The following is a 25962-nucleotide window of genomic DNA, read 5'->3' on the forward strand; positions in this document are numbered from 1 at the left end:
GTCTTCGTGCCGCTCAGGCTTTTACTGCGCGGCCTGGCGAGGCTGCAGCTTCTCATCGATCTGGCGCGAAAGAATGGCCGAGAATTCGTCGGCAAAACCTTCCATGCGCGCCGTCAGCTTGCCGGCATCGGCGGAGAATTTATTGTAGGCGATAACCGCCGGGATAGCGGCGAGAAGGCCGATGGCGGTCGCCAGAAGCGCCTCGGCGATACCGGGAGCAACGACTGCAAGATTGGTTGATTTCGAACCGGCGATAGCCTGGAATGATGTCATGATACCGACAACGGTACCGAACAGACCGACGAACGGACCGGCCGAACCGATTGTCGCCAGCGACCCGAGCCGCGACTCCAGTGCTTCTGCTTCACGCGCCAGGGTGACATCCATTGCCCGGTCGATACGCATCTGCAGGCCGATCGGCGAGCGGGCACCACGTTCAAACGATTTTTTCCATTCGCGCATAGCCGAGACGAAGATCGCGCCCATGCCGGCGGTCGTCCGGTCGGACAGTGTCCGGTAGAGTTCTTCCAGCGACTGGCCAGACCAGAATACCTGTTCAAAGGCGTCCAGCTGGCGGCGCACCTTGCCGAATTTCAGCGACTTGTCGACGACGATCGCCCAGGTCCAGATCGAAGCACCGATCAGTCCCAGCATGACCAGCTTCACCACGAAGCCCGCTTGCATGAATAGCGACCACAGCGTTACGTCTGTCGTCGCCGCAGCCAATCCAACCTGTTCCATCGTTCTCAAATCCCCGAATCCAAACGCCCGGCAAGAGCAGTCTCATGCTCACAGCCAGGGTGCTTAAACGTCATTGTTGCAAGATTGACCCGGCAGCTGCCGATAACCGGCGTCATGCCGATCTTTAAGCTTCCTGTCTGCCTTCTTGCGTTCAATCTTGGTGAAAGGATGACGTGCACTGCACAAAACCCTAATATGTGCATTAAGACATCATTATGGTTAAGAGAGTGTTACTATACTGCACTGCAATGACGTCTTGGCGAAGACTTGGTCGCGGAACAATCCGAACCTTGCCGCGTTAGATGGACATGAGCAGCATTGCACCGAAGAAATCGCCCAAACGTCCCGCCCGGCCGCATTTCGATCATCGCGACCGCCTCATCCTTGCGCTTTACGCGCAGCTGAGGGCCGAGCGTGAGACGCGAGAAGCGCTGGAATGGGCCATCGAGAACGGCGCCATCTCGCCTGACGTGTTGCAAGCTATGATCTCCGATCCGGTGCCGGTTATCACCAGCAAGGACGTGGCAGCGCTGGAACGTCTGCTTGCCCGAGACACAAACACGGCAAATATTCCGCACTAACACCGGCATACGGAAAAGGTGGAGACATGGTATCGCGTGCATTGTGGAAGGGGCAATTGCGCCTTTCCCTGGTTTCCATTCCAGTCGAAGTGTTCAGCGCCACCAAGACCGGCGCGCGATTTGCGTTTCGCCAGATCCACGAACCCTCCGGCAAGCCTGTCCATTACGACAAGGTGGTCGATGGCATCGGGCCGGTAGATACCGACGAGATCGTCAAGGGCTATGAATACGAGAGCGGCAAATATGTCCTGCTTGAGCCCGAGGAAATCGATGCCGTCAAGCTCGAGACCAAGAAGACGCTCGAGCTCGTGCAGTTCGTCGATGCCTCCGAAATTTCACCGATCTACTATGACAAACCCTATTACATCGTTCCCGCCGACGATCTGGCCGAGGACGCCTATCGCGTGGTTCGGGATGCCTTACGCAAATCAAACAAGGTGGGGCTTGGCCAGCTAACCCTGCGCGGCCGGGAATATATAGCCGCCATCAAACCTTGCGGTGATGGGCTTTTGTTGGAGACGCTGCATTATGCCGACGAGCTGCGCAAGGCCGATCCGATGTTCCACGGCCTGTCCGGCAAAACCTCCGATGAAGACCTTTTGGACGTGGCAACGGCGCTGATCGACAAGAAGACCGCCCCGTTCGACGCGACGACATTCAAGGACAATTACTCGACGGCGCTGAAGGAACTAGTGCAGAGAAAGCTCAAGGGCAAGAAGGCAACGATCGAGGTCGAAGACGAGGACGACACCGGCAAGCGCGGCGACAATGTCGTCGACCTGATGTCGGCACTGAAAAAGAGCCTCGAAGGCGGCGGCGAAAAAGCTGCGCCCAAGAAAGCCACCCCAAAGAAAAAGTCCGCGTGAGGCACCGCCATGGCCGAGCACCAAGACTCCCTCTCCGAATACAACCGCAAGCGCGATTTCACCAAGACCGCCGAGCCGAAGGGCGCGGCAAAACCGGCCAAGACGGGCAAACTCTTCCTAGTGCAAAAACACGATGCGACCCGGCTGCACTATGACTTCCGGCTGGAATGGAAGGGCGTGCTGAAAAGTTGGGCGGTGACGCGAGGTCCAAGCATCAACCCGGACGACAAGCGGCTTGCGGTGCGCACCGAAGACCATCCCCTCGCCTACGGTGACTTCGAAGGCACCATCCCGAAAAAGCAATATGGCGGTGGCACGGTAATGCTTTGGGACACCGGCTGGTGGGAACCGGACAACGATCCGGATGAAGGGCTCAAGGAAGGTAAGCTGAAATTCCATATCCACGGCCAGCGCATGCAAGGCGGGTGGACACTGGTGCGGATGAAGCCGCGCGACGGCGAAAAGCGCGAGAACTGGCTGCTGATCAAGGAGCATGACGAGGAAACCGGCGAGGACGGCGAAAGCCTGCTGACAGACAACATGACCAGTGTCAAAACCGGCCGTTCAATGGAGGAGATCGCGTCTGGCGAGGGGGAAAAGAAAGCCCATGTCTGGGAATCTGCGAAAAGTGCTGCCGCCAACGTCAAGGCAGGCGCCATTGCCGAGGAACACTCCGAGCCACAGGGTGAGCGGAAACGGACGGGCAAGGCGCCCGCCTTCGTCAAGCCGCAACTTGCGACGCTGACCGCCGAAGCACCGGCCGGCGACGACTGGCTGAACGAAGCCAAGTTCGACGGCTACCGTCTGCTGATTTCCATCGGCAAGGAGGGTGTCACCTGCTTCACGCGCACGGGGCTCGACTGGACGGAAAAATTTCCCGACATCGCCCATGGGTTTGCCGATCTGGATTGCGACACAGCCTTAATCGACGGCGAGGCGGTCGCTGCTTCAGACGAAGGCTCGAAATTCTCTGCATTGCAGAAGGCGATCAAGACCGGCGGTGAAACCCGGTTCTATGGTTTCGACCTGCTGCAGATCGACGGCAGGGATTTGCGGAAAGCCCCGCTGATCGAGCGCAAGGACGCGCTGAAAGCTCTTTTGGACACGCTAGGCCCAAGCCGCGCGATCCAGTACAGCGAGCACGTGCGCGGCAATGGTGAAAAGGTGTTTCAGGCCATGTGCAAGGCGGGCCAGGAGGGCATCATCGCCAAGAAGGCCGATGCCCCCTATCGCGAAGGCCGTGTGGGCAGCTGGCTGAAAATCAAATGCACGAAGCGGCAGGAATTCGTCATCGGCGGTTATTCACCCTCCGACAAACGCGGTCGCGCTTTCGCCTCCCTACTGGTTGGCGCCTATGAAGGCGGCAAATTCGTCTATCAGGGCCGCGTCGGCACCGGGTTCGACGAAGACACCATGGTTGACCTCGCCTACCGCTTTTCCAAGCTCAAGCGCAAGACGTCACCCTTTGATACAGTGCCAAACGAAATCGCCCGTGATGCGGTCTGGCTGATACCTGGCCTTGTCGCGGAAGTCGAATTCGCCGAGTTTACCGATGATGGTCATATCCGCCACGGGGCTTTTCAGGGCCTGCGCGAGGACAAGGAGGCGTCTGCCGTGACCCCAGAGACGAGAAAAACACCCGCGCCCGAAAAAGCGTCGGCGAAGGAAGCAGAAGCCCCGGCTGTGGACAAGAAACGCCAGGCGCGCAGGCAAAAGGATGCAGACGGCGATGTGCTCGGCATCCGCATCACCCATGCAGACCGGCTGCTCTTCTCCGATCCCGATATCACCAAGATCGACCTTGCCCGTTATTACGGCGTCATCGCCGACCGCATGCTGCCCTTCGCCGCCGATCACCCCGCCTCGATCCTGCGCTGCCCGCAGGGGCCGGATCATCAGTGCTTCTACCAGAAACACGCCGGCGACGGCTTTCCGGATGAAATCCATCAGGTCCCGATCGAGGAATCCGACGGTGATATGGCCAACTACCTTTACGTCAACGATGCGAAAGGGTTGGTTGCCGCCGTGCAGATGGGCACGATCGAGCTGCATATCTGGGGCTCGACCATCGACAGGCTCGACGCCGCCGACCGGCTTGTCTTCGACCTCGACCCAGATCCGAGCGTGACATTCGAAACGGTGAAACAGGCCGCCGTCTCACTTCGCAACGCGCTCGAAGAGCTTGGCCTGAAATCCGTCGCCATGGTCTCCGGCGGCAAGGGCATCCATGTCATCGTGCCGCTATCGCGCCGCGCGCTGTGGGAAGAGGCCAAGGCCTTCGCCAAAGGCCTTTCCGCTGAGATCGCCGACAATGATCCGGAGAACTACATCGCCACCATGTCCAAGGCCAAGCGCAAGGGCCGCATCTTCATCGACTGGCTGCGCAACGAGCGCGGCTCCACTGCCGTCGCTCCCTATTCGGTGCGCGCCCGCGCCAATGGCCCTGTCGCCACGCCCGTCGGCTGGGAGGAACTGAACGATCTCGACGCCGCCAACCGGTTTCATATTCCTGATATTCTTGAGCGGCTGGAGAGCGGTACCGATCCATGGGCCGAGGCGAAAGACTGGAAGCAGAGCTTGACCAAGGCAATGCTGAAAGCCGTCGAGGCCGGGGACTAAAACTCAACCCTGCCCGAGGAACTTCTTGCCTAGCGTCTCCGGCAGCCGTCGCGGCCGCCCCTGTCCGTTGATGACGGCAATGATCACCTTGGCGGCGATCAACAGCGTGCCCTCGCGGCGGATTTCCTGGCTCAGCACCATCTTGGCACCGCCAGCCTTTTCCGTCGCCGTGGTGATCGTCAGGATATCGTCCATGCGCGCCGGCTGCTTGAAATCGATCTCCATGCGATGGACGACGAACACCAGTCCTTCTGTATCGCCCTCGATTGCCAGCGTCGCCTGCTCGACGCCCAACAGCCGCAGATAATCGGTGCGCGCCCGCTCCATGAAATGCAGGTACCGGGCGTGGTAAACGACGCCAGAGAAATCCGTGTCCTCGTAATAGACACGCTGCACCAGCCGGTGTCCGGCATCCGTCAGCTCGCCGGAAAGCGCAATCAAAGTCATCCGCAGCCTCGCAAAATTATTCTTTTTTCTGTGCAGGAACCAAACGCGTTTTGCAAGCATTGCAGGTTTGTCACAATGTTCTCCTATCAACGACCAAGGACTTCCCTTCCCACAGGAGATTGGCGCATGAAAATTGCAGTCCTTGGCGGTGACGGCTTTGTCGGTTGGCCGACGGCGCTGCATCTGTCCGATGCCGGACACGACGTCCACATCCTCGACAATCTTTCGCGCCGCTGGATCGATACTGAACTCGGCGTCCAGTCGCTGACCCCGATGGACAGCATTCAGGAACGCACCCGCATCTGGCATGCTGAGACCGGCCGGCGCATCCATTTTCACCTGATAGACCTCGCCCGTGACTACGAACTCCTGAAAAACTGGCTCGCAGAAAACCGCCCGGATGCCGTCATCCATTTTGCAGAACAGCGCGCCGCGCCCTATTCGATGAAGAGCGACCGCCACAAGAACTACACGGTCAACAACAACGTCAACGCCACCCACAATCTGCTGAACGCTTTGGTCGAGATCGGCCTCGACGCGCATCTCGTCCATCTCGGAACCATGGGCGTCTACGGCTATTCGACGGTCGGTGCCGCCATTCCGGAGGGTTATCTGCCTGTTGGCATCGAGACACAAAGCGGCGAGACGGCGACGCAGGATATCCTCTATCCGGCCAATCCCGGCTCGATCTACCACATGACCAAATGCCTCGATCAGCTGCTGTTCCAGTTCTATGCCAAGAATGACAGCCTGCGGATCACCGACCTGCATCAGGGCATCGTCTGGGGCACCCATACCGAACAGACCCGCCGCCACGAGCAGTTGATCAATCGCTTCGACTACGATGGCGACTATGGCACCGTGCTCAACCGCTTCCTGATCCAGGCGGCCATCGGCTATCCGCTGACCGTGCATGGCACCGGCGGCCAGACCCGCGCCTTCATTCACATCCAGGATTCGGTCCGCTGCATCGAACTGGCGCTGAAAAACCCGCCGCAGCGCGGCGCCCGCGTCGAGATCTTCAACCAGATGACCGAAACCCACCGGATCCGCGATCTTGCTGAAATGATCGCCGGCCTCACCGGTTCCCAAATCGCCTGGCTGCCCAATCCACGCAAGGAAGCGGCCGAAAACGATCTGGTGGTGCACAACGAAAAATTCCGCCAGCTTGGCCTCGACCCGATCACACTGCAGGACGGCCTGCTTGCGGAAATCGTCGATGTCGGCAAGAAATACGCTTACCGTGTCGACCGCGGCTGCGTGCCTGCCGTTTCTGCCTGGACCAAGGACATCGCCGCGAGGATCAATCACGATCCGGAGGGAAGAAGGCTGAAATCGGTTTCATGACGCAGTCCCCTCCTGCCTCAGACGGTGCCGCGCCCTCCGGCCCTACCGGTTCACGGCACGCATTCGTGACGCTAGTGACGAATGCCGATTATGCAATGGGTGCAACGGCGCTGGCCCGTTCGATCAGGATGACGGGCACGCAAGCCGATATCGTCGTTCTCCACACCGGCGGCGTTGACGGGCACACTCTTGCGCCGCTTGCCCAATTCGGCTGCCGGTTAGCCGCCACCGAGTGCCTGCCGCTATCGGACGCCTTCAACGAGCGGCATGCCCGCACGTCACTTCACAGCGTGGCCCCCTTCACCAAGGGACGAAAACCGGATTTTCACTCGCCGCTCGATAATTTCTGCAAGCTGCGGCTCTGGCAATTGACCGAGTATGAACGTTGCATCTTCATCGATGCCGATGCGCTGGTTTTGAAAAACATCGACCGTTATTTCGGCTATCCGGAATTTTCAGCGGCACCCAACGTCTACGAAAGCCTTGCCGACTTCCACCGGCTGAACTCCGGCGTCTTCGTCGCCACGCCGTCTCTCCAGACGTTCGATGCGATGCTGGCGCAGCTGGATCAGCCGGATGCCTTCTGGCCGCGTACCGACCAGACTTTTCTGCAGGATTTTTTCCCGGAATGGCACGGGCTGCCTGTGACGATGAACATGCTGCAATATGTCTGGTTTACCATGCCGGCGCTGTGGGATTGGCCATCCATCGGCGTGCTGCATTATCAGTATGAAAAACCGTGGGAAAAGGACCATCCGAAAGCGGAAAGGCTGCGGCCGCTGATCAATCTCTGGCATGCTTTCTTCAGCGGCAAAGCTATTCCGCATATTGCCGATCTGCCAAACCCGAGCCGGCCAGGCGCAGAGTGACATCAGGAAGCTTATGACACGCGTTCTCGTTTCCGGCGGCACCGGTTATGCCGGCCGCTTCATCGTCGAGCACCTGCTGGCCAATGGTTACAAAGTCACCGTCGGCGGCCGCACCGCGCCCGAGCCTGGCTTCTTTTCCAAGGATGTTGCCTTCGTGCCCCTGCGGCTCGATCCGGATGCCGATCAGATCGAGGCCTTCGACAACGTCTACTATTTTGTCCACGCCGCCTTCGACCATATTCCCGGAAAGTATCGCGGTGGCGAAGGAGACGATCCGCAGGGATTCCAGCGGGCCAATCTCGACGGCACAGTGCGGCTTTTTGAGACCGCCCGCGACGCCGGCGTGCGCCGCTGCGTGTTCCTCTCCAGCCGCGCCGCCTATGGTCCGCAGCCACCCGGAACGGTTCTGACAGAGGATATGCACGGCAAGCCCGATACGCTCTATGGCGAAACCAAGCTGCAGGCGGAGCGCAGTTTGAGCTCGCTCTGCGGCCATGGCTTCGTCACCGCAAGCCTGCGGACAACCGGCATCTATGGCCCAGCCGGTCCCGGACAGCGGCATAAATGGGCCGGGCTATTCGAGGACTATCTCGCAGGCAAGCCAATTGCGCCACGGGCTGGTACCGAAGTGCACGGGGACGATGTCGCCCGTGCCGTACGGCTGATGCTGGAATCGGACACTGTGCGGATCAACGGCGAAACCTTCAACGTCTCCGATCTCCTGACCGATACTAATGATATCTTATCGATCCTCCAGCAGAGCACGCACTGTCCGCATCCCTTGCCGGCCGCTGAGGATACGGCAGCCTGCAATCCGATGGGCACTTGCAAGATCGAGGCGCTGGGCTGGAAGCCGGGCGGCTTGGTGTTGCTGAAAGAGACGATAGAACAGCTGGCTTGACCCGGCAGTCTTCGCCCGGGTTCGGGATGTCGTGCCCTAACGGTCGAGATTGCCGTCATCCCAGATGATATGGACCGGTGTCGGCGGCAGGGTCTCGATCTGTTCGGCGATAAAATAGGGCGGAATATCGAGGGCCGTCAGCGCCGCCTTGGTGGCCTTCACCCATTTGAATTCGAGATCATTCTTGCCGTCCCGCAAGCGATGAACAATGCCGCTCGGGTGAAACGGAAAATGTGCGGGAATATCCATCTCGTAGTAGAAGCCGATCTCGTGATAATCGCGCTCCTCGTAGCGGAAGAAATTTTCCACGGTCCAGAGCATGCGCCCGACGCTGACCTCGACGCCCAGTTCCTCGATCATCTCGCGCTTCAGCGTTTCCACCGACGTCTCGCCGATCTCGGCCCGCCCACCCGGAAACGTCCAGAAATCCTCATGCACGGCCCGATGCACCAGAACATGACCGTTGCGAAAGCCAAGGCCTGCAATGCGAAAATTGAACCGCTGTTTCTGCGGTCCATCCATCCGGATCATCTTACGTTTGGGCATGGCCTATCCAAGTTCGACAACGACGATTTCCGGCGGCGAGCCGAAACGGATGGGGGCAATCGAACAACCAAGCCCGCCCGAAACGATCAGGTTGCGGTCGTCTTCCACCACATGCCCGTAAGCGTAGCGGTTGTGATAGCGCGAAGGCACGATCGGCGAATAGCCAAACAGGCGGATCTGCCCGCCATGGGTATGCCCCGATAATGTCACCGACACCCTCTCGGGCACTGTTGGAAAAACATCCGGCTCATGCGCCATCAGGATAACCGGCGCTTCATCGGTGACCTGGGCCAGGGTTCCCGGCAAATCGTCGAGGCCTTCGCGCGGCCCGATCTGGTCGGCAAGACCCGCCAGCCAAAACCCTTTGCCATCCTTTTCGAAACGGCTCGCCTGATTTTCGTAAATTGGGACGTTGATCGAGGCCAGCGCCTTGTGCACGATCGTTGGCCCCATGCCTGAGATCATTGCGTCGGGGTCGTCGATCCAGTCATGGTTTCCCATGACCGCATGAACGCCGAGAGGGGCTGCAAGGCGGGCAAGCTCCCCCGCCCACTCATCGGATGTGACCCGGTTGCCGCCCATCCGCATTCCGGAAAGAAAATCGCCCAACAGCAGGATCATGTCGCCATCCAGCGCATTGGCCTGCGCGCAGATGTCCCCGATCCGGCGCGGAGACATCCAGGGTCTGCAGGCGTGCAGATCGGCCAGAATCACCAGCCGCAATTTCAGCCCGACCGGCCACTTGTTTGGCACCAGGTTATAGCGAACCACACGCGGCCGTCCCACAGGCTCGATCCCCACGGCATAAGCGCCGGACGCAACGCCCGACAACATCAGAGCGCCAAGCGTTCTGACAAAACCCCGCCGCGTCAACAATCAATCATCCTCTTGAAACAGGCGGAACTGAGTGGCTTCCAGATCCTTCGGCACCTGCAATCCAAGGTGTTTCCACGCGTTTGCGGTCAAAATACGCCCGCGCGGCGTGCGCTGGATAAAACCCTGCTGGATCATGTAGGGCTCGATGATGTCCTCGATCGCATCGCGGGGTTCGGACAACCCTGCAGCGATGGTCTCGATGCCGACAGGACCACCACCGAAATTGAGCGCAATCATCGTCAGGTAGCGCTTGTCGAGCTGGTCGAGCCCCATATTGTCGACCAAAAGCCGGGTCAGTGCCTCGTCGGCGATCTGCTTGGTGACGGCTTCGGCCCTGGCAACCTCGGCAAAATCCCGCACCCGGCGCAACAGCCGTCCGGCGATACGTGGCGTACCGCGTGCCCGGCGGGCAATTTCGCGGGCGCCGTCATCGGTTATACCAAGACCCATCAGCCGGGCACCGCGGCGAACGATCAATTCCAGCTCTTCAACAGTGTAGAAATTCAGCCGGACCGGAATGCCGAAACGGTCGCGCAGCGGCGTCGTCAACAGCCCGAGCCGGGTGGTGGCGGCGACCAGCGTGAATTTCGACAGATCGATCTTCACCGACCGCGCCGCCGGCCCCTCGCCAATGATCAGGTCGAGCTGAAAATCCTCCATCGCCGGATAGAGGATTTCCTCCACCGCCGGGCTGAGCCGATGAATTTCGTCGATAAACAGCACATCCCGGTCTTCGAGATTGGTGAGTAAGGCGGCAAGATCCCCCGCTTTGGCAATCACCGGTCCGGATGTCGAGCGGAAATTGACGCCGAGTTCCTTGGCCATAATCTGCGCCAATGTGGTCTTGCCGAGGCCGGGCGGGCCGACGAACAGCACATGATCCAGCGCCTCACCCCGGTTCTTCGCCGCTTCGATAAACACCTTCAGATTGGCACGCGCCTCCGCCTGGCCGGTAAACTCGTCCAGCGATTGCGGGCGCAACGTCGTATCGAGATCCTCGCCGCGCTTTTCCGGGGCGATCAAACGTGCGGCATCAGTCATGCGAGAAGTTCCATTCCGGGGACAGTACGAGCAGCGTTGCGATCAAAGGTCACGGTCTTTAGACAGCCTGACCGGGTGGCAATATACGACACCACATGGTCGGATATATCGGCCCCGCGTATTTTTTCGTCTTCAGACAACAAATCATCGAGAAAATGCTCATCCTCGAAGAAAAATTCTTCCACCGCCAACAACTGGCGAAACGTTGCTGCGATGACGTCGTTGGCATACCCGTACCGGCGGCGCAGAACCCAGCTTGTTTCGGCAAAAACGAAAAGGGATATGAAAGCCGGATCATCAAGAGACCGGGTACGCAAAAAACTCTTCACAGTTTCAAACTGGACAGCGTGATCCGCCAAGATGAACCTAAGAAGAACGTTGGTGTCTATTCCAATCATCCGCAATCCCCTGATCGTCTTCAGCGAGCTGATCCCCTATCGCCCGGTCAAATTCCTCAATCGAGGCGGGTTTACGATCGGGGTCGTGTAGGATTCCGGCAAGATCTGCAGCCTTCTTATTTTTGACACGCAGATAGACCCTGTCGCCGTTCACGACATACCTGATCTTATCTCCGGGTTTCAGTTTGAGCATTTCTCTCACTTCAACCGGAATCGTTGTCTGCCCTTTGGTCGTCAACGTACTGTCAAAAACAATCATCGCACCACTCCTTACATATCAATTTTAGTAAGGATAACTGAAAAAAGCAAGGAATCACCGCGCCAATTCCTTCAGCCCCAGCCGGATCAGCTTGGCGCTATCCAGCCCCTCGCCACCATTCTTCAAGGCCGCTGCCACGGCATTGGCCGCCTGGTCTCGTGAATAGCCGAGATTGCTCAGCGCCGATACCGCATCGGAGACTGGCGCCGAGGCAACACCTTCGCCCAGCTCCTGCTTCAGGCCAATATTAGCACCCGCATCGCCGGCGAAGGCCGGTGCCTTGTTTTTCAATTCGGTCACAATGCGCACCGCAACCTTCGGCCCGACGCCCGGAGCGCGCGACACCGCGGTTTTGTCCTGTAATGCAATGGCATTGGCCAATTCGCCCGGCGTCAACACGGAAAGAATGGCAAGCGCCACCTTGGAGCCGACGCCTTGAACGCTTTGCAACAACCGGAACCATTCCCGCTCCAGTGCCGACAGGAAGCCGAACAGCCGCAACTGGTCCTCGCGCACATAGGTTTCGATGAACAGCACCACAGCCTCACCAGCCGAACCAATCTTCGACAATGTTCGCGACGAACAATGGGCGACGTAGCCGACGCCATGAACGTCGACCACGACATGGTCGTCGCCAATCTCGTCGATCGTTCCCTTGAGCTTGCCGATCATGGCACAAAATCCTTCATGGGTGAGTGTCCGGGGTGATCAGTTCGACGGAGGGGAAGTATGCACGATAACCCTTTGGATCGCGGGTCAAAATGGTGTGTCCCCGAATGGCCGCATGGGCGCCGATGAGAAAATCCGGCAGCACCCGATCGCGTCCGCCGCCTGCTTGCCTGTATTTCCGAAAAGCCGCACCCGCTGCAAAGGCAGCCGCCCAGGGAAGGTTTTCCCGGCTGTAATCGGGTTCGGGCAGCAGCAGATCTACATCTTCCATGCGCTGATAACGCACGGAAAACTCGGAATATACGATTGGATTGATGACGATTGCACCACGCTTCGCGGCAGACAGGAGCTGCGCCTTCGACCAACCAAGCCAAAGAGGATCGCGGACGGCGATATCTACCAGCACATTCGTATCTACCAAAGTCGCCATGATCAGCGGTCCCGCGTCATGCTCATGAGCGCGTCTGAATCGATATCCTGATCACCTGTCCCCTCCAGCCGTTGCAGACTATCGAGGAACCGCTCGAGGCGCAGACGGTCTTCCTGCTCCTGACGGCCATCTTTGGGAACAATGGTCAGCTTGCCGCCTTCCATCGAAAACAGCACGTCGCTATTCGGGGCTATGCCCGCGAGCTCGCGCAAGTCCCTGGGTATGGTTACTTGACCTTTGGATGTGACACGCATGACATGCTCCTTCAAAGTAAGAAATATCCTTACAATAAGAACAAGTCAAGAACAAATCAACCCGCGAGCGCCGCCATGCGCATCCGCGCGCCGCCGCGATTGTGGGCGTGGCAGATGGCAATCGCCAAGGCATCGGCGGCATCGTCGCCTTTGAATTCGGCCTTCGGCATCAGTATTTTCAGCATCATGTGGATCTGCTTCTTCTCACCATGGCCAACACCGATCACGGCCTTTTTCACCGCGTTTGGTGCATACTCAGCCACCTGAAGACCCGCCCGCGCCGGCACCAGCATGGCGATACCACGCGCCTGGCCGAGCTTCAGCGTTGCTACCGCATCCTTGTTGACGAAGGTCTGTTCGACAGCGGCCTCGTCTGGTTTATGGGTGTGAATGACATCGGCCAGACCATCATGCAATTGGCAGAGACGCGACGCCAGATCCATGTCGCCATCCGACGTGACGGTACCGGAAGCGACAAAGCGCAGGGAATTTCCGAGCGTATCGATAACACCCCAGCCGGTACGCCGGAGGCCTGGATCGATGCCGATAATACGAATCGTGTTGTGCATGGTCGGAAGCTTAATACTCATGCCCGGACGCTGCCAGCAAAATGTGAACAAAACAAAAACATCCGTCACAATTTGGCGGTACGGCCTCATCACATGTTATCGGCAGGCTTGGATTTATGAAATTCTATCTTACATAGGCTTCTATCAGTTCCATTCATCGAAGGCTTTTCTTATGGTGCCCTTTTCGATCCTCGACCTTTCCCCCATTACGCAAGGGTCAAACACATCCCAAGCACTGGAAAACTCCCGCCGCCTGGCGCAGGAAGCAGAAGCATCCGGCTACAAGCGCTTCTGGCTGGCCGAGCACCACGGCATGAAAGGGATCGCAAGTGCCGCGACCTCGATCGTCATTTCCCATGTGGCGGCTGGCACCAAGACCATTCGCGTCGGCTCTGGCGGCATCATGCTGCCCAATCATTCGCCGCTGGTGATCGCCGAGCAGTTCGGCACGCTGGCAGCGCTCTATCCCGGCCGCATCGATCTCGGCCTTGGCCGCGCCCCGGGAACGGATATGCGCACCGCTTCCGCACTTCGCCGCAATATGGAGGCAAGCGCCAACAACTTCCCCAATGACGTGATTGAGCTACAGGCGCTGCTTGGTCCGATCAAGGATGGCCAGGACCTGATCGCCGTGCCCGGTGCCGATAGCAATGTGCCGATCTGGCTGCTCGGCTCGAGCCATTTCAGCGCCCATCTAGCCGGCATGCTCGGCCTGCCCTTCGCCTTCGCCTCGCATTTCGCGCCCGACATGCTTCTATCAGCGCTGGAAATCTACCGGGAGCGTTTCGAGCCGTCGCAATATCTCGACCAGCCCTATGCCATGGTCGGCATCATGGGTGTCGCTGCCGATACCGATGCCGATGCCAACCACCTCTTCACCTCGATGCAGCAATCCTTCGTGGCGCTGCGCCGCAATGCCCGCGGTCAGTTTCCGCCGCCGGTAGACTCAATGGACGACTTGTGGAGCGACAATGAGAAAATCTTCGTCGATCACGCCATGACCTATGCGGTCGTCGGCGGGCCGGAGACGATCAAGACCAAGCTCGACCGGTTCATCGACCAGACGGACGCCGACGAAGTCATCGTCTCCATGCCGATCTACGACATGGATGCGCGGCTGAAATCGGTGCGGCTGTTTGCAGATGCGCAGCAGAAGCTGGCCAAGGCGGCATAAAAAAATACCCCGGAGAAATCCGGGGTATCCATCGCCTCAATTTTAGATCAGGCTGAAACCTTGAAATCAAAATGCTTGCGCACGGTTTCGAGGATTTCCCACGTGCCTTTGAAATCGGCCTCGACGACGAATGCGTCGCCGGCGGCGACCGTGACAGGCGTGCCGCCGTCCGGCGTGATGATGATCTTGCCCGCGATCATGTGCACAAATTCATAGGCCGTGTAGCTCGCGTGATAGGTGCCGGGTGTCGCTTCCCAATAGCCCGACACCATCGAGCCATCGGACGATGTGTGCAGCGCCCAGGTTTTCATCGTCGGCGTGCCGGATACGACAACCCAGCCATCCAGTGTTGCCGGGTCGCCGTCAGCGGGAGCGGGTGCCGCGAGTTTCGTCACAGTCTGCATGGTCAACATCCTCTCGAAAAGACAGGAGCCTAATGGCCAACTGCCGGAACTGGCTTGCCAATTCCGACAGGCGGTGACGTGAACCGGCGCAATTTAGGCCGAAAGCTTGGCCATCACTTCATCGGAGACTTCGAAGTTGGTGTAGACGTTCTGCACGTCGTCATCGTCTTCCAATGTGTCGATCAGCTTCATCAACGACTGGGCGCGTTCCTCATCGACTGGCACGGTGTTCTGGGCCTTCCAGATCGCCTTGACGGTATCGGCTTCGCCGAGCGTCGCTTCAAGCGCCTTGGAGACGTCGCCGATATCCTCAAAACCGCAGATGATGAAGTGACCATCTTCGTCGGTCGTCACGTCCTCGGCACCGGCTTCGATTGCCGCTTCCATCACCGTGTCGGCATCGCCAACCGAAAGCTTGTAGGAAATTTCGCCGACGCGATCGAACGAGAACGACACAGAACCGGTTTCGCCGAGCGCGCCGCCGGCCTTTGTGAAGGTCGAGCGGACATTGGAGGCGGTGCGGTTGCGGTTGTCGGTCAGTGCCTCGACGATGACGGCAACGCCGCCCGGGCCATAGCCTTCGTAGCGGACTTCTTCGTAGTTTTCGCCGTCGGCACCGGAGCCCTTCTTGATGGCGCGCTCGATATTGTCCTTCGGCATCGACTGTGCCTTGGCGTTCTGGATTGCCAGACGCAGGCGCGCATTCATTGTCGGGTCGGGCAGGCCGCCCTTGACCGCGACGGTGATTTCGCGCGCGAGCTTGGAGAACATTTTCGACCGCACGGCGTCCTGACGGCCCTTGCGGTGCATGATGTTTTTAAACTGTGAATGGCCGGCCATGGCGCCCTCTTCTCATGCTAGTCATGTTTGGAATTGGCCGCCTTATAGTTTCATTGGCGCTTTGCGTCCAGAAGGGGCCGCCTTTTTTCAGTTGGCGACAAGCCGCTTGCGGCTGAGAAAGAACGAATGGCCGTCGCTGCGCTCGCAGGACAGCCCGGTTCTGGTTGAAAGACAGGAAAACGGCCCTGCAGTCCAGGCTTGGCCGTAGTCGAGTACGGGACCCGCCGAGCAGCAGCTCGGATCACCGACGTCGTTGACGAGTGTGGCAGCCCCTTTGCGGGACAACGTCGCGCGGACATAACGGGGCTCGACGCGATCACAGGACAGTTCCGGGCCACCATCCGCAGGCTGGTAGACCTCCGTCCCGCCTTCAGGCGTATAGATGCAGCCGATATTGCCCGAGGGTAGAACGAACTCTTCCTGCCGTCCGACCGTTTTCGTCTCCGGCACAGCGACAGGCGTCTTGCCGCCTTCCACAGCGGGCAAACGCGGCGGCGGGGCAACGTCGGCGAAAACCTGAGTTGTCATGGAAAGAGCGGCAAGAAGGCAGGCTGCGAAAAACTTCATTCCATGGTCCCCAGGGTCAGACGCCCCGCAGGATATAAATCAGTGGCTTCCTTGGCAAGGAACGCATCGACACCGTCACGCTCGCCTGCACGGAAAAACTCTTGTCGAAACCATCGCCGAACATCTGCAGGAAGCTTGCTACAGGCGGGCCGCGCCGGTGCATCGGCAGGATCAGCGAAGAGCGCAGCCGCGTCACCACCCGGCTCATGCTTTGCGCCCCCATCGTCAGGCCGCCATCGACCGGTACCATCAACACGTCGAGCCTGCCGATCTCGGCATAATCGGTATCGTCGAGTTCATGATGCAGATGCCCGAGATGGCCGATGCAGAGACCCGCGACCTCAAAGATAAAGATTGAATTGCCGTCCGGCTCCATCATTGCGCCGCCCGAGCGGATATCCGTCGTGACGTTGCGGATATAGGCGTCACCGACCACGACATCGTGATCCGCCGGCTTGCCATCATCGCCCCACCCGTGCAGCACTTGGCTGATCGCCGGGTCCGGCGTCAGCGTGTAGTGGCTGGAATGCGCCTTGTTCATCGTCACCACATCCGGCACCTTCGGCGGCGCGTACCAGCCGCTATAATCGGTGGCGATCGACACACCACCCGGCGTTTCGATCAAAAAGGTCGAGTGGCCAACATAGGTGATAACAACCTCTTCATTGGCGGCTGCCTGAACGTTCGAACCGGGCGGCGACTTGAAACTGGCGAAGGTAACGTCGGGAAGAGACCGGGCGATCGCCTGGCATTGGCTGACCTGCGGTCGAGCGCTCTGCGCATGCGCAGGCATCGGCCACAGGGCATGCAGAAGAGCGATGGCGGCAAATGCAAGCAGGATCAATCGCGGCATCATGCACCTCATGGGACCAAGGTCGGCATGAGCGCAGAGGATAGGCAGGCAAACCGCAAGGTCCAGCCCCGATCGCGCGGAGGCCGCTCACAATCGCGTCATCGGAATAATGATCAGCTCAGGGTTTTGCTTGTTTCAGGATCTCATTGACTCGAGCCTGCCAGCCCTTGCCCGTCGCCTTGAACTTCTCGATGACGTCAGGATCGAGCCGCAGGGACACCTGCTGCTTGCGCACTTCAACGATCGGGCGGCCGCGCGAACGGCGGATGCTTTCCATCAGTTCGGGAAACACCTCGGCAAAGGGACGAGCTTGAGACAATTCTTCATCGGTCGCTTCCGGGTTGTCCGGATCACTGGCAATTTTTCTTTGAATGTCAGCCTCCTGCTCATCCGTCAGCGGTGGGATTTGCGGCTGGTGAACGTTCATGAGCCAACCTTTCCTTTCTGCTTGCCAGGCGTTGCGAGACAATCGAAATGCCCTCTGTACCAAGAGTGACAAAAACGACAGAGATCACGCCGGGCCGCATGCTCCCGATCGCCATCAATCGTCCCTGCTTGACCGGAACGATCGTAGCACTCGCAAAAAAGTCCAATGTCAAATCGGAAAAATCAAACCCGTGCTTCTCTAAATTGAGTTTCCGTTTGATCTCATCATAGACGATTTTCATAATTTTTGTATCACATTTAATCGCGTGAAATTATGAAAGGGAAAGTTCAGCTCCAGAACGCCGGGATCGTTTCGGCCAGCCGTGGTCCGATTCTCAAAGGCGCGATATTCTCGGCCAGTCCCGTGCGATCGGAAATTTCGACGCCGACGCCGCAGAGGGTGGCCGGGCCGGAGGCGGCCTCGAACCGGCCTTTCGGCATCTTGGAGATGAAGCGGTTGAGCGGCTCTTCCTTTTCCATGCCGAGCGACGAGTCGTAGTCGCCGCACATGCCGGCGTCCGACATATAGGCCGTACCGCCGTTGAGGATTTGCGCGTCGGCGGTCGGGACATGCGTGTGCGTGCCGACGACAAAGCTGGCGCGGCCATCGACGAAATGGCCAAAGCACTGTTTCTCGCTGGTCGCCTCCGCATGGAAATCGAAGATGATCGCGTCGGCCTGCTCCTTCAGCGGGCAGGCAGCGAGAATGCTTTCGGCCGCCTTGAAGGGATCGTCAAGCTCCGGATGCATGAAGACACGGCCCATAACGTTGGCGACAAGCACGCGGGCGCCGTTGCGGGCAAAATAGAGGTTCGAGCCACGCCCGGGGGTTCCGGCCGGATAGTTGGCGGGCCGCAGGAACTGGTCGTGCCGCTGGCAGAATGAAACTGCCTCTTTCTGATCCCAGACATGGTTGCCGGTGGTTACCACATCGGCGCCGGCATTGATGGTTTCGAGGAAGATGTCTTCGGTGATACCGAAACCGCCGGCGGCGTTCTCGCCGTTGACGATAACGAAATCGAGTTTCAGGTCGCTGATCAAGCCGGGTAGTTTTTCCCAGACCGCCGTCCGGCCAGTCTTGCCGACCATATCACCCAGAAACAAAAGTCTCATATTTGCTTATTCCTAGCCCGAAGATCCGGAACCCGCTTTCGGTCAGCAGGGCGTCCAGCGCCACATCATGCGGCTCCGCCGGCACTGATGCCACTTCCTGGCAGTCAAATGCAATCCCGATCAGCCTTGGTTTGCGGCCTTTCAGCCGCAAACGCTCAATGGCACGGTCATAATATCCGGCGCCATAACCGATCCGGTGCCCGGTTCGGTCAAAGGCAGACAAGGGCACCAGCAAGATGTCGGGATCGAGAACCGGTACATCCTCCGCCGGCCCGGTGGTGCCGAAGCCCGTCTCGATGATCGGCGCACCCGGCACCAGTTCACGAAAAACGATCGTCTGCTTGTCGATGATGGCCGGCAGGCAGAGCCGGGCGCCACGTTCGCGCAGCCGCGCCATCAGCGGCCGGATATCAACCTCCGAACGGATCGGCCAAAAGCCGGAAATCACCTGGCCGGGGTCAAATTCGATGGCATCGCCGGCATGGCCAAGCATCGCCAGACCGGCTTTGCTGCGCGCCTCCGGCGTCATCGAATCGCGCAGCGCCAGACGGTCCAGGCGCAACGCGGCTTTCAGTTCCCTCGGTGTCATGTCCCTGCTCTCCGCTCTGTCAGTGTTCATTTCTAATGCATCAAACCGGTCCAGGGAAACCGCGCAAGCGGCACATCTGCCGCTTTTTGCCACACAACTGCGCGTTTTTCCCAAACTGGCACGATTTTAGAAGTCTGTTCATCATGCAAACCGGTTCCACTTTCGCGTCCTCTTGCCGCCGTGCAAGAGAGGGCTGCAATCAACATCAGGAAAACAGTTCGGTGCCCGCTTCCGGCGATGCGGGGAACTGTTCAGCTTTTATACGGAGCCGGATATGTCCATGAAGGACAAGATGCTGCAAGAACTCGACGCATTGGAATTGCGCTGCCTGTCACTGGCGGCGCGTGGAAGAACCCGGGAAGACATCACCCGGGAAACAGATATCTGCCACGAGAGAATAGAGCAGGCCTTTGCCTCTGCTATGGAGAAACTGCAGGCGGGCAATGTCGCCGAAGCGATTTTCCGCGCGGCCCGGATGGATTTGATCTCATAACATCCAGAAACGGTGCCGCCTGGCACCGTCAGGCAGATCGCATCCGGCATCCATTCTGTTCAAACCGATGTCCTCCAGCAGATGCGCGCTTTTACGACGCGATATCTCCGTGAAGGCCAGACGCGCCCGGCGCTTCTGCTGCCATTGCGCAAGCGTGCGCCAAACCCATCTGCTCAGCATGGCGGGCCACCGCCGTGTTCTATGATCGTGCTTCATATCCGGACAACTCCGACGTGTTCGCATGGAGTATCGGACGTCCATTGACATCAATCCAACGAATTGCGAACATGCCTGTCATCAGAAAAGGTGATGGCTGAAATGATGTTTCCTCCTCTCGAAAGCGATCTTCTGCGCACCTTCGTCGCCGTTGCCGAAAGCGGCAATTTCACCAAGGCGGGAGAGACCGTGGGCCGCACGCAATCGGCCGTCAGCATGCAGATCAAGAAGCTCGAGGATATCCTGGGCGAGAGCCTGTTCGAACGCGGATCGCGTGGCGTCAACATGACCGGGCACGGCATACGGCTGCTGGACAACGCCCGCCGTATCGTCACGCTGCTGGATGACACCGCCGCATCGATCCGGCTTCCGGCTCTGGATGGCTCGGTCAGGATCGGCATCTCGGAGGAATATATCAACTCGACCCTGCCAAAGGCGCTGGGTGCATTCGCCGCGGTTCATCCGGGCGTCGAAGTGACCGTGCAGCAGGGCGTCTCGATGTCCAACCTCGCAGCGCTCGATGCCGGCGAAATCGACATTGCCGTGGTGTTCGAGCCGGGCGGACCAACGCGCAACGAAGTATTGATGGTCGATCCAACCGTCTGGGTTACATCCGACCAGCACGGCGCCCACATACGGCAGCCACTGCCGATCGCCACCTATACCTACCTGAAAAACGGATGGTGCGATGAACTGGCACTGCGCAGCCTGACAAAACGCGGCATCGATAGCCGGGTCGCCTATATCAGCCGCACCAGCAGCGGACTGATCGCCGCCGTCACGTCAGGTCTTGCCATCGCCCCGCTCACTCGCTCAAGCATCCCTGCCGGTTGCCGCGAACTGACCGCCGCCGACGGCTACGACGTCATCGATTTTTCGAATGTCGTGATGAAAACCAGGCCCCGCGGCAACAAACGGATCGTCGAAAGCATGTCCAACGCCATCCGCGAGGCCTTTCGGCCAGCGGCGCAGGGATAGGTGTTTTCATAAGGGGAAAAGTGCGATCCACACAACCGATGGACTTTTTACGATCCTGGGTGCCTACAAACGTAGGTGGGCGCCATGTGACCTAGCCCACGGGCCAGGTCAGGGACAGCTCCCTTTGGATCGAGTATGGCCCCAGGGATTGTGGTGTCCTGTCGGGAAGCGCAGACCGCAACTGGAATATAGAGTGCATTGACGGCTTGCGCCAGTGGCAGGCGCCGAAACTGTCAAAATTCAATGCGAAGCAGGCGCAGCCTTGCCGCTGAGCTTGGCGGCAATGTCGTGGATCTGCGATGTGACTTCGGAGAGAGCCGAAGCCAGAGCATCCTCATTCTTCTGCTGATCGGACAAGGTCGCGGCGCGGCCCTGTCTCAGGCCATCGGCCTCTTCATGAAGATTTTTCAGCTTGCGGTTCACTTCGCTGAGTTCGTCCATCACCATGATACCGGCCATCACGGTCAGGCGCAGGTCGCCGATCTCGCCGAACTGGCTCTTCAGATGATTGACATACTGGTCGAAGCGGGTGGCCAGTTCGGTCAGGTGATCTTCCTGGCCCTCCTCGCATGCCATGCGATAGGCCTTGCCGTCGATCGTCACCGTTACTTGTGCCATACGTCACCTGACCCGCAGGCTGACCACGCCTTAGCGGTCCAGCACTGCCCTTATCGTTTCCATGGCCGTCACCAGACGGCGCGAGACTTCGCGATTGACTTCCTCAAGGCGGTTTGCCCGGAATTGCGACTGGTCCAGCTCCTGGGCGAGCCGTGACCGGTCGGTGTTGACGCGCCGCACTTCACCTTCGATCTCGCCGCGATCCCGCTCCCGGTCGAACCGTCCATCAATGGCATTTTCGAGGCTGCTCAATGCACCACGCAACTCGTCGATCGCCGCCTTGACTGTCTTTCCTGCCGCCATCACGCTTTCCTGATACGCACCAGGCCGCGTCGAATCGCCGCCCGGAGCCTGTATTTCAAGCCAATCACACTAATAAACCCATTCGGCAAGTGTTCACAACGCCGACGGCCCGCACAGACTGCGGAACCTGTGGATCACGATTTTTAAATCGATTAGCATACTTCATGCGGATATGCACGGATTACGCGGAAAACGCTTCAAAAAGCGCCTTCCGGCCCAGTCAAAAAGCCCGTATTTGTTGACTCCATCGAAGCAGGTGCTATGTGTCAGCCGCTTCTCATACGGTCTTTGGAGGATAGAGACCGTCCCCTGTCCACCGAACTCAAGCGGAACAGACAATGATCTCTCGCGAAAATCACGACCGGATGGCAAATGCAATCCGATTCCTCTCCATGGATGCCGTTGAAAAGGCCAATTCCGGCCATCCCGGCCTACCCATGGGTGCTGCCGACGTGGCAACGGTGCTATTCTCCCGTTACCTGAAATTCGATCCGAAGGCGCCGCTCTGGGCAGACCGCGATCGTTTCGTCCTGTCGGCCGGCCATGGCTCGATGCTGCTCTACTCGCTGCTCTATTTGACGGGCTACGAGGACATGACCATCGAGGACATCAAGCAGTTCCGCCAGCTCGGCTCCAAGACCGCCGGTCATCCGGAATATGGTCATGCCTCCGGCATCGAAACCACCACCGGCCCGCTCGGCCAGGGCATTGCCAATGCTGTCGGCATGGCGATTGCGGAGCGCAAGCTCGAAGAAGAGTTCGGCAGCGACCTGCAGAGCCATCACACGTATGTGCTGTGCGGCGACGGCTGCCTGATGGAGGGCATCAGCCACGAGGCCATTGCGCTCGCCGGCCACCTCAAGCTCAACAAGCTGGTGCTGTTCTGGGACGATAACAACATCACCATCGACGGTGCTGTTTCCTTGTCGGATTCGACCGACCAGATCGCCCGCTTCCAGGCTGTTCACTGGAACACGATCCGCGTTGACGGTCATGATCCCGACCAGATCGCGGCAGCCATCGAGGCAGCCCAGAAATCCGACCGCCCGACCTTCATCGCCTGCAAGACCGTGATCGGTTTCGGCGCCCCCAACAAGCAGGGCACCCACAAGGTCCACGGCTCGCCGCTCGGCGCCGAGGAAATCGCGGCAGCCCGCAAGGCGCTGAACTGGGAAGCCCCGGCCTTTGAAATCCCGGCGGACGTTTTGAACGCCTGGCGCACGGCCGGTGGCCGCTCAGCAGACGCGCACAAGGCCTGGGAAGGCCGCTTGGCATCGACCGAAGCCGGCAAGAAGTCCGAGTTCACCCGCCGTTTTGCCGGTGTACTCCCGGGCAATCTCGATGCCGCCATCGACACCTACAAGAAGAAGCTGGCCGACGCCCCTCCGGCAATCGCCACCCGCAAGGCATCCGAAGATGCGCTCGAAGTCATCAACGGTATCGTGCCGGAAATGCTCGGCGGTTCGGCCGACCTGACGCCATCCAACAACACCAAGACCAGCCAGATGACGTCGATCACCCCGACCGATTTCTCCGGCCGCTACATGCACTGGGGCATCCGCGAACACGGCATGGCTGCGGCCATGAACGGCATCACCCTGCACGGCGGCCTGATCCCGTATTCCGGCGGCTTCATGATCTTCTCGGACTACTGCCGTCCGTCGATCCGCCTGGCTGCCCTGATGGGCATCCGCGTCATCCATGTCCTGACGCACGATTCGATCGGTGTTGGCGAAGATGGTCCGACGCACGAGCCGGTTGAGCATATGGCAGCCCTTCGCGCCATTCCGAACCTCCTGATGTTCCGTCCGGCCGATGCGGTGGAAACCGCCGAATGCTGGCAGCAGGCGCTGAAGGAACAGCACCGTCCATCCGGCCTGGCGCTGACCCGCCAGAATCTGGCACCGGCGCGCCTGACCTATTCGGCCGAAAACCTCTCGGCCAAGGGTGCCTACGAGCTGATCGCAGCCGACAATGCCAAGGTCTCGATCTTCGCATCCGGCTCGGAAGTCGAACTGGCCGTCAAGGCTGCAGCCGAACTGAACGGCAAGGGCATTGCGACCCGCGTGGTTTCGGTTCCCTGCGTCGAACTGTTCCAGGAACAGCCGGACGATTACCGCAAGGCCGTTATCGGCACTGCACCGGTCAAGATCGCCGCAGAAGCCGCAGTCCGCCAGGGCTGGGACTACTTCATCGGCAACGATGGCGATTTTGTCGGCATGCACTCGTTCGGCGCTTCCGGCCCGGCCAAGGACCTGTTCAAGCATTTCGGCATCACCTCCGACGCCATCGTCGCAGCAGCCGAAAAGAAGCTTGCCTGATTTTCCCCTTCGGAGCGCGTCAGAACGCGCTCCGTTTTCCACATCGAGACCTTAGACAGGGAGAGACCTGAAATGACTGTAAAAGTTGCCATCAACGGCTTTGGCCGCATCGGCCGCAACGTCCTTCGCGCCATTGTCGAATCCGGCCGCACCGACATTGAAGTCGTCGCCATCAACGATCTCGGCCCTGTCGAGACCAATGCGCATCTGCTGCGCTACGATTCCGTCCACGGCAGGTTCCCGGCCGAGGTCAAGGTCGAAGGCGACACCATCTCGGTCGCCGGCGGCAAGCCGATCAAGGTCACGGCAATCAAGGATCCGGCAACCCTGCCGCACGCTGCAATGGGCGTCGATATCGCTCTGGAATGCACCGGCATCTTCACGTCGCGCGACAAGGCTGCCCTGCACCTTCAGGCCGGCGCCAAGCGCGTCATCGTTTCGGCTCCGGCCGATGGCGCTGACCTGACCGTCGTCTTCGGCGTCAACCACCACGAACTGACCAAGGAACACCTGGTCATTTCCAACGCGTCCTGCACGACCAACTGCCTGGTGCCGGTCGTCAAGACGCTGGACGACGTCGTCGGCATCGATCATGGCTTCATGACCACGATCCACGCCTACACCGGCGACCAGCCGACGCTCGACACGATGCACAAGGACCTGTACCGCGCCCGCGCTGCTGCCCTGTCGATGATCCCGACCTCGACCGGTGCCGCCAAGGCTGTCGGTCTCGTGCTGCCGCACCTCAAGGGCAAGCTCGACGGCACTTCGATCCGCGTTCCGACCCCGAACGTTTCGGTCGTCGACTTCAAGTTCGTTGCCAAACGCGACACGACGGTTGCTGAAATCAACGGTGCCATCAAGGCAGCCTCCGATGGCGCCCTCAAGGGCATCCTCGGCTACACCGACGAGCCGCTGGTTTCGCGCGACTTCAACCATGACAGCCATTCGTCGATCTTCGCCAGTGACCAGACCAAGGTTCTGGAAGGCAAGTTCGTCCGTGTCCTCTCCTGGTACGACAATGAATGGGGCTTCTCCAACCGCATGGCCGACACGGCCGTTGCGATGGCAAAGCTGATCTAAAGCCATGTTTCAGCGCCCTTCCCTCAAGACGGTACGCTGGCGTCCGCTCGAAGGGGAAGGGCTCGAACACCTGACGATCGGACCAGCCGATGGCATCCCCATCCGTGCCACAAGTGTCCTGATCGGCGAACGCGGCCGCCGCCCCTACGGCGTTCGATACACCATAGACTGCGATGCGGCCTGGACCGTGGTGTCCTTCAGCATCGATACGACCGATGGCCGACGGCTCGCCATGACGTCCGACGGCAAGGGACACTGGCGCGATGCGAGTGGCACCCATCTTCCAGCCTTCGACGGATGTATCGATATCGATCTTGCCGGAACGCCCTTCACCAATACCCTGCCGATCCGCCGCCTTGGCCTGAAGCCGAAGGACGGCACCGCCAGACTCACCATGCTCTTTGTGCCCTTCGATACGTTCGAGCCTTTTCCCGACGGCCAGAACTATACATGCCTCGAAGACGACCGGCTGTATCGCTACGAGGCCGAGGACCGCTCCTTCACCGCCGAACTGCCGGTGGACGAGGACGGGCTGGTGATGGACTATCCCACCCTTTTCAAGAGACTATGA

33 protein-coding genes and 1 other RNA gene are annotated in these 25962 nt (G+C 59.4%); 12 read left to right on the forward strand and 22 right to left on the reverse strand.

Annotation, left to right across the window (positions count from 1 at the left end; all coding sequences use genetic code 11):
• Nucleotides 1-21 precede the first annotated feature (21 nt).
• On the reverse strand, nt 22-741 hold the full coding sequence (gene tolQ, locus ACQY8Q_RS08135; RefSeq protein ID WP_113241976.1) for a protein TolQ: 720 nt from the start codon (nt 739-741) through the stop codon (nt 22-24).
• Nucleotides 742-1049: 308 nt separating this feature from the next.
• Here tolQ and ACQY8Q_RS08140 point away from each other — a divergent pair, with 308 nt between their 5' ends.
• The 3 genes from ACQY8Q_RS08140 to ligD are packed head-to-tail and all read left to right on the forward strand — an operon-like array spanning nt 1050 to nt 4807.
• Nucleotides 1050-1322, forward strand: coding sequence for a hypothetical protein (locus ACQY8Q_RS08140; protein ID WP_428426135.1), 273 nt, complete (start codon nt 1050-1052; stop codon nt 1320-1322).
• 26 nt (nt 1323-1348) lie between these two features.
• Nucleotides 1349-2188 (forward strand): Ku protein, encoded by an 840-nt coding sequence (locus tag ACQY8Q_RS08145; RefSeq protein WP_428426136.1) that lies wholly within the window; start codon nt 1349-1351, stop codon nt 2186-2188.
• Nucleotides 2189-2197: 9 nt separating this feature from the next.
• Entirely contained in the window at nt 2198-4807 is a 2610-nt protein-coding gene (gene ligD, locus ACQY8Q_RS08150; RefSeq protein WP_428426137.1) for a DNA ligase D, read from the forward strand.
• Nucleotides 4808-4810: 3 nt separating this feature from the next.
• Here the strand turns inward: ligD and ybgC are convergent, their stop codons facing one another.
• The gene (gene ybgC / locus ACQY8Q_RS08155) at nt 4811-5254 is read right to left on the reverse strand and encodes a tol-pal system-associated acyl-CoA thioesterase (RefSeq protein ID WP_428426138.1); all 444 of its coding nucleotides are present in this window, start codon (nt 5252-5254) and stop codon (nt 4811-4813) included.
• 126 nt (nt 5255-5380) lie between these two features.
• Here ybgC and ACQY8Q_RS08160 point away from each other — a divergent pair, with 126 nt between their 5' ends.
• Genes ACQY8Q_RS08160 through ACQY8Q_RS08170 form a run of 3 tightly spaced genes read left to right on the forward strand, consistent with a single transcriptional unit; the run spans nt 5381 to nt 8371 of the window.
• Complete coding sequence (locus ACQY8Q_RS08160) at nt 5381-6601, forward strand: NAD-dependent epimerase/dehydratase family protein (RefSeq protein WP_428426139.1); 1221 nt, start codon at nt 5381-5383, stop codon at nt 6599-6601.
• Complete coding sequence (locus ACQY8Q_RS08165; protein ID WP_428426140.1) at nt 6598-7470, forward strand: glycosyltransferase; 873 nt, start codon at nt 6598-6600, stop codon at nt 7468-7470. The genes ACQY8Q_RS08160 and ACQY8Q_RS08165 overlap by 4 nt, the downstream gene beginning before the upstream one ends.
• 13 nt (nt 7471-7483) lie before the next feature.
• Entirely contained in the window at nt 7484-8371 is an 888-nt protein-coding gene (locus ACQY8Q_RS08170; protein ID WP_428426141.1) for an NAD-dependent epimerase/dehydratase family protein, read from the forward strand.
• A gap of 36 nt (nt 8372-8407) precedes the next feature.
• Here the strand turns inward: ACQY8Q_RS08170 and ACQY8Q_RS08175 are convergent, their stop codons facing one another.
• The 9 genes from ACQY8Q_RS08175 to ruvC are packed head-to-tail and all read right to left on the reverse strand — an operon-like array spanning nt 8408 to nt 13413.
• Nucleotides 8408-8917 carry an NUDIX hydrolase gene (locus ACQY8Q_RS08175; RefSeq protein WP_428426142.1) on the reverse strand — a complete coding sequence of 170 codons (510 nt, stop codon included), beginning with the start codon at nt 8915-8917 and terminating at the stop codon, nt 8408-8410.
• A 3-nt stretch (nt 8918-8920) separates the two neighbouring features.
• Nucleotides 8921-9793, reverse strand: a complete 873-nt coding sequence (locus ACQY8Q_RS08180) for a metallophosphoesterase (protein WP_428426143.1) — start codon at nt 9791-9793, stop codon at nt 8921-8923.
• On the reverse strand, nt 9794-10834 hold the full coding sequence (gene ruvB, locus ACQY8Q_RS08185) for a Holliday junction branch migration DNA helicase RuvB (protein WP_428426144.1): 1041 nt from the start codon (nt 10832-10834) through the stop codon (nt 9794-9796).
• The gene (locus ACQY8Q_RS08190) at nt 10831-11232 is read right to left on the reverse strand and encodes a PIN domain-containing protein (RefSeq protein WP_428426145.1); all 402 of its coding nucleotides are present in this window, start codon (nt 11230-11232) and stop codon (nt 10831-10833) included. The genes ruvB and ACQY8Q_RS08190 overlap by 4 nt, the downstream gene beginning before the upstream one ends.
• A complete protein-coding gene (locus ACQY8Q_RS08195) occupies nt 11201-11491 on the reverse strand; it encodes an AbrB/MazE/SpoVT family DNA-binding domain-containing protein (RefSeq protein WP_428426146.1) in 291 nt (96 codons plus the stop codon). The genes ACQY8Q_RS08190 and ACQY8Q_RS08195 overlap by 32 nt, the downstream gene beginning before the upstream one ends.
• Before the next feature lie 54 nt (nt 11492-11545).
• Nucleotides 11546-12163, reverse strand: a complete 618-nt coding sequence (gene ruvA, locus ACQY8Q_RS08200; protein ID WP_428426147.1) for a Holliday junction branch migration protein RuvA — start codon at nt 12161-12163, stop codon at nt 11546-11548.
• A 13-nt stretch (nt 12164-12176) separates the two neighbouring features.
• Nucleotides 12177-12590: a type II toxin-antitoxin system VapC family toxin gene (locus ACQY8Q_RS08205; protein WP_428426148.1), complete on the reverse strand. Its 414-nt coding sequence runs from the start codon at nt 12588-12590 to the stop codon at nt 12177-12179.
• A gap of 2 nt (nt 12591-12592) precedes the next feature.
• Complete coding sequence (locus ACQY8Q_RS08210; RefSeq protein WP_113241991.1) at nt 12593-12844, reverse strand: AbrB/MazE/SpoVT family DNA-binding domain-containing protein; 252 nt, start codon at nt 12842-12844, stop codon at nt 12593-12595.
• Nucleotides 12845-12900: 56 nt separating this feature from the next.
• Nucleotides 12901-13413 carry a crossover junction endodeoxyribonuclease RuvC gene (gene ruvC / locus ACQY8Q_RS08215; RefSeq protein WP_428429712.1) on the reverse strand — a complete coding sequence of 171 codons (513 nt, stop codon included), beginning with the start codon at nt 13411-13413 and terminating at the stop codon, nt 12901-12903.
• A 172-nt stretch (nt 13414-13585) separates the two neighbouring features.
• On the opposite strand from ruvC, the gene ACQY8Q_RS08220 reads away from it, so the two are divergent.
• On the forward strand, nt 13586-14587 hold the full coding sequence (locus ACQY8Q_RS08220; RefSeq protein WP_428426149.1) for an LLM class flavin-dependent oxidoreductase: 1002 nt from the start codon (nt 13586-13588) through the stop codon (nt 14585-14587).
• Between the two features lie 47 nt (nt 14588-14634).
• On the opposite strand, the gene ACQY8Q_RS08225 is transcribed toward ACQY8Q_RS08220, so the two are convergent.
• The 8 genes from ACQY8Q_RS08225 to ACQY8Q_RS08260 form a co-directional block, all read right to left on the reverse strand.
• Nucleotides 14635-14997 (reverse strand): cupin domain-containing protein, encoded by a 363-nt coding sequence (locus tag ACQY8Q_RS08225; RefSeq protein WP_428426150.1) that lies wholly within the window; start codon nt 14995-14997, stop codon nt 14635-14637.
• An 87-nt stretch (nt 14998-15084) separates the two neighbouring features.
• Nucleotides 15085-15831 (reverse strand): YebC/PmpR family DNA-binding transcriptional regulator, encoded by a 747-nt coding sequence (locus ACQY8Q_RS08230; RefSeq protein ID WP_426229659.1) that lies wholly within the window; start codon nt 15829-15831, stop codon nt 15085-15087.
• Nucleotides 15832-15918: 87 nt separating this feature from the next.
• Nucleotides 15919-16398: a hypothetical protein gene (locus tag ACQY8Q_RS08235; protein ID WP_428426151.1), complete on the reverse strand. Its 480-nt coding sequence runs from the start codon at nt 16396-16398 to the stop codon at nt 15919-15921.
• Nucleotides 16399-16414: 16 nt separating this feature from the next.
• Nucleotides 16415-17254: an MBL fold metallo-hydrolase gene (locus ACQY8Q_RS08240; protein ID WP_428426152.1), complete on the reverse strand. Its 840-nt coding sequence runs from the start codon at nt 17252-17254 to the stop codon at nt 16415-16417.
• Between the two features lie 115 nt (nt 17255-17369).
• Nucleotides 17370-17678: a BrnA antitoxin family protein gene (locus ACQY8Q_RS08245; protein ID WP_428426153.1), complete on the reverse strand. Its 309-nt coding sequence runs from the start codon at nt 17676-17678 to the stop codon at nt 17370-17372.
• Entirely contained in the window at nt 17638-17919 is a 282-nt protein-coding gene (locus tag ACQY8Q_RS08250) for a BrnT family toxin (protein WP_428426154.1), read from the reverse strand. The genes ACQY8Q_RS08245 and ACQY8Q_RS08250 overlap by 41 nt, the downstream gene beginning before the upstream one ends.
• A gap of 46 nt (nt 17920-17965) precedes the next feature.
• Nucleotides 17966-18790 (reverse strand): TIGR00282 family metallophosphoesterase, encoded by an 825-nt coding sequence (locus ACQY8Q_RS08255; RefSeq protein WP_428426155.1) that lies wholly within the window; start codon nt 18788-18790, stop codon nt 17966-17968.
• The gene (locus tag ACQY8Q_RS08260; protein ID WP_428426156.1) at nt 18768-19379 is read right to left on the reverse strand and encodes a 5-formyltetrahydrofolate cyclo-ligase; all 612 of its coding nucleotides are present in this window, start codon (nt 19377-19379) and stop codon (nt 18768-18770) included. The genes ACQY8Q_RS08255 and ACQY8Q_RS08260 overlap by 23 nt, the downstream gene beginning before the upstream one ends.
• 280 nt (nt 19380-19659) lie before the next feature.
• Between ACQY8Q_RS08260 and ACQY8Q_RS08265 the strand changes: the two genes are divergently transcribed.
• Together ACQY8Q_RS08265 and ACQY8Q_RS08270 are read left to right on the forward strand one after the other, a co-directional pair.
• Nucleotides 19660-19872, forward strand: coding sequence for a transcriptional regulator (locus ACQY8Q_RS08265; protein ID WP_428426157.1), 213 nt, complete (start codon nt 19660-19662; stop codon nt 19870-19872).
• 318 nt (nt 19873-20190) lie between these two features.
• Entirely contained in the window at nt 20191-21066 is an 876-nt protein-coding gene (locus ACQY8Q_RS08270; RefSeq protein ID WP_428426158.1) for a LysR family transcriptional regulator, read from the forward strand.
• A gap of 20 nt (nt 21067-21086) precedes the next feature.
• On the opposite strand, the gene ssrS is transcribed toward ACQY8Q_RS08270, so the two are convergent.
• The 3 genes from ssrS to ACQY8Q_RS08285 all read right to left on the reverse strand — a co-directional run bounded on the left by ssrS (nt 21087) and on the right by ACQY8Q_RS08285 (nt 21987).
• A non-coding RNA gene (gene ssrS, locus ACQY8Q_RS08275) (6S RNA) lies at nt 21087-21246 on the reverse strand.
• 60 nt (nt 21247-21306) lie between these two features.
• A complete protein-coding gene (locus tag ACQY8Q_RS08280; RefSeq protein ID WP_428426159.1) occupies nt 21307-21684 on the reverse strand; it encodes a cell division protein ZapA in 378 nt (125 codons plus the stop codon).
• Nucleotides 21685-21714: 30 nt separating this feature from the next.
• The gene (locus ACQY8Q_RS08285) at nt 21715-21987 is read right to left on the reverse strand and encodes a DUF4164 domain-containing protein (protein WP_318413834.1); all 273 of its coding nucleotides are present in this window, start codon (nt 21985-21987) and stop codon (nt 21715-21717) included.
• 338 nt (nt 21988-22325) lie between these two features.
• On the opposite strand from ACQY8Q_RS08285, the gene tkt reads away from it, so the two are divergent.
• The 3 genes from tkt to ACQY8Q_RS08300 all read left to right on the forward strand — a co-directional run bounded on the left by tkt (nt 22326) and on the right by ACQY8Q_RS08300 (nt 25962).
• On the forward strand, nt 22326-24308 hold the full coding sequence (gene tkt, locus ACQY8Q_RS08290) for a transketolase (RefSeq protein ID WP_428423502.1): 1983 nt from the start codon (nt 22326-22328) through the stop codon (nt 24306-24308).
• Between the two features lie 72 nt (nt 24309-24380).
• A complete protein-coding gene (gene gap / locus ACQY8Q_RS08295; RefSeq protein WP_428426160.1) occupies nt 24381-25391 on the forward strand; it encodes a type I glyceraldehyde-3-phosphate dehydrogenase in 1011 nt (336 codons plus the stop codon).
• 4 nt (nt 25392-25395) lie between these two features.
• Nucleotides 25396-25962 carry a putative glycolipid-binding domain-containing protein gene (locus tag ACQY8Q_RS08300; RefSeq protein WP_428426161.1) on the forward strand — a complete coding sequence of 189 codons (567 nt, stop codon included), beginning with the start codon at nt 25396-25398 and terminating at the stop codon, nt 25960-25962.

Origin of the sequence: Pararhizobium sp., assembly GCF_965279435.1 — a bacterium.
In the GTDB taxonomy this organism is placed as follows: domain Bacteria; phylum Pseudomonadota; class Alphaproteobacteria; order Rhizobiales; family Rhizobiaceae; genus Pararhizobium.

What these genes read in the sequence shown, in the direction of transcription:
- tolQ (WP_113241976.1), bottom strand. Translation starts at nt 741, where the DNA reads ATGGAACAGGTTGGATTGGCTGCGGCGACGACAGACGTAACGCTGTGG.
- ACQY8Q_RS08140 (WP_428426135.1), top strand. Translation starts at nt 1,050, where the DNA reads ATGAGCAGCATTGCACCGAAGAAATCGCCCAAACGTCCCGCCCGGCCG.
- ACQY8Q_RS08145 (WP_428426136.1), top strand. Translation starts at nt 1,349, where the DNA reads ATGGTATCGCGTGCATTGTGGAAGGGGCAATTGCGCCTTTCCCTGGTT.
- ligD (WP_428426137.1), top strand. Translation starts at nt 2,198, where the DNA reads ATGGCCGAGCACCAAGACTCCCTCTCCGAATACAACCGCAAGCGCGAT.
- ybgC (WP_428426138.1), bottom strand. Translation starts at nt 5,254, where the DNA reads ATGACTTTGATTGCGCTTTCCGGCGAGCTGACGGATGCCGGACACCGG.
- ACQY8Q_RS08160 (WP_428426139.1), top strand. Translation starts at nt 5,381, where the DNA reads ATGAAAATTGCAGTCCTTGGCGGTGACGGCTTTGTCGGTTGGCCGACG.
- ACQY8Q_RS08165 (WP_428426140.1), top strand. Translation starts at nt 6,598, where the DNA reads ATGACGCAGTCCCCTCCTGCCTCAGACGGTGCCGCGCCCTCCGGCCCT.
- ACQY8Q_RS08170 (WP_428426141.1), top strand. Translation starts at nt 7,484, where the DNA reads ATGACACGCGTTCTCGTTTCCGGCGGCACCGGTTATGCCGGCCGCTTC.
- ACQY8Q_RS08175 (WP_428426142.1), bottom strand. Translation starts at nt 8,917, where the DNA reads ATGCCCAAACGTAAGATGATCCGGATGGATGGACCGCAGAAACAGCGG.
- ruvB (WP_428426144.1), bottom strand. Translation starts at nt 10,834, where the DNA reads ATGACTGATGCCGCACGTTTGATCGCCCCGGAAAAGCGCGGCGAGGAT.
- ACQY8Q_RS08190 (WP_428426145.1), bottom strand. Translation starts at nt 11,232, where the DNA reads ATGATTGGAATAGACACCAACGTTCTTCTTAGGTTCATCTTGGCGGAT.
- ACQY8Q_RS08195 (WP_428426146.1), bottom strand. Translation starts at nt 11,491, where the DNA reads ATGATTGTTTTTGACAGTACGTTGACGACCAAAGGGCAGACAACGATT.
- ruvA (WP_428426147.1), bottom strand. Translation starts at nt 12,163, where the DNA reads ATGATCGGCAAGCTCAAGGGAACGATCGACGAGATTGGCGACGACCAT.
- ACQY8Q_RS08205 (WP_428426148.1), bottom strand. Translation starts at nt 12,590, where the DNA reads ATGGCGACTTTGGTAGATACGAATGTGCTGGTAGATATCGCCGTCCGC.
- ACQY8Q_RS08210 (WP_113241991.1), bottom strand. Translation starts at nt 12,844, where the DNA reads ATGCGTGTCACATCCAAAGGTCAAGTAACCATACCCAGGGACTTGCGC.
- ruvC (WP_428429712.1), bottom strand. Translation starts at nt 13,413, where the DNA reads ATGCACAACACGATTCGTATTATCGGCATCGATCCAGGCCTCCGGCGT.
- ACQY8Q_RS08220 (WP_428426149.1), top strand. Translation starts at nt 13,586, where the DNA reads ATGGTGCCCTTTTCGATCCTCGACCTTTCCCCCATTACGCAAGGGTCA.
- ACQY8Q_RS08230 (WP_426229659.1), bottom strand. Translation starts at nt 15,831, where the DNA reads ATGGCCGGCCATTCACAGTTTAAAAACATCATGCACCGCAAGGGCCGT.
- ACQY8Q_RS08235 (WP_428426151.1), bottom strand. Translation starts at nt 16,398, where the DNA reads ATGAAGTTTTTCGCAGCCTGCCTTCTTGCCGCTCTTTCCATGACAACT.
- ACQY8Q_RS08240 (WP_428426152.1), bottom strand. Translation starts at nt 17,254, where the DNA reads ATGATGCCGCGATTGATCCTGCTTGCATTTGCCGCCATCGCTCTTCTG.
- ACQY8Q_RS08245 (WP_428426153.1), bottom strand. Translation starts at nt 17,678, where the DNA reads ATGAACGTTCACCAGCCGCAAATCCCACCGCTGACGGATGAGCAGGAG.
- ACQY8Q_RS08250 (WP_428426154.1), bottom strand. Translation starts at nt 17,919, where the DNA reads ATGAAAATCGTCTATGATGAGATCAAACGGAAACTCAATTTAGAGAAG.
- ACQY8Q_RS08255 (WP_428426155.1), bottom strand. Translation starts at nt 18,790, where the DNA reads ATGAGACTTTTGTTTCTGGGTGATATGGTCGGCAAGACTGGCCGGACG.
- ACQY8Q_RS08260 (WP_428426156.1), bottom strand. Translation starts at nt 19,379, where the DNA reads ATGACACCGAGGGAACTGAAAGCCGCGTTGCGCCTGGACCGTCTGGCG.
- ACQY8Q_RS08265 (WP_428426157.1), top strand. Translation starts at nt 19,660, where the DNA reads ATGAAGGACAAGATGCTGCAAGAACTCGACGCATTGGAATTGCGCTGC.
- ACQY8Q_RS08270 (WP_428426158.1), top strand. Translation starts at nt 20,191, where the DNA reads ATGATGTTTCCTCCTCTCGAAAGCGATCTTCTGCGCACCTTCGTCGCC.
- ACQY8Q_RS08280 (WP_428426159.1), bottom strand. Translation starts at nt 21,684, where the DNA reads ATGGCACAAGTAACGGTGACGATCGACGGCAAGGCCTATCGCATGGCA.
- ACQY8Q_RS08285 (WP_318413834.1), bottom strand. Translation starts at nt 21,987, where the DNA reads ATGGCGGCAGGAAAGACAGTCAAGGCGGCGATCGACGAGTTGCGTGGT.
- tkt (WP_428423502.1), top strand. Translation starts at nt 22,326, where the DNA reads ATGATCTCTCGCGAAAATCACGACCGGATGGCAAATGCAATCCGATTC.
- gap (WP_428426160.1), top strand. Translation starts at nt 24,381, where the DNA reads ATGACTGTAAAAGTTGCCATCAACGGCTTTGGCCGCATCGGCCGCAAC.
- ACQY8Q_RS08300 (WP_428426161.1), top strand. Translation starts at nt 25,396, where the DNA reads ATGTTTCAGCGCCCTTCCCTCAAGACGGTACGCTGGCGTCCGCTCGAA.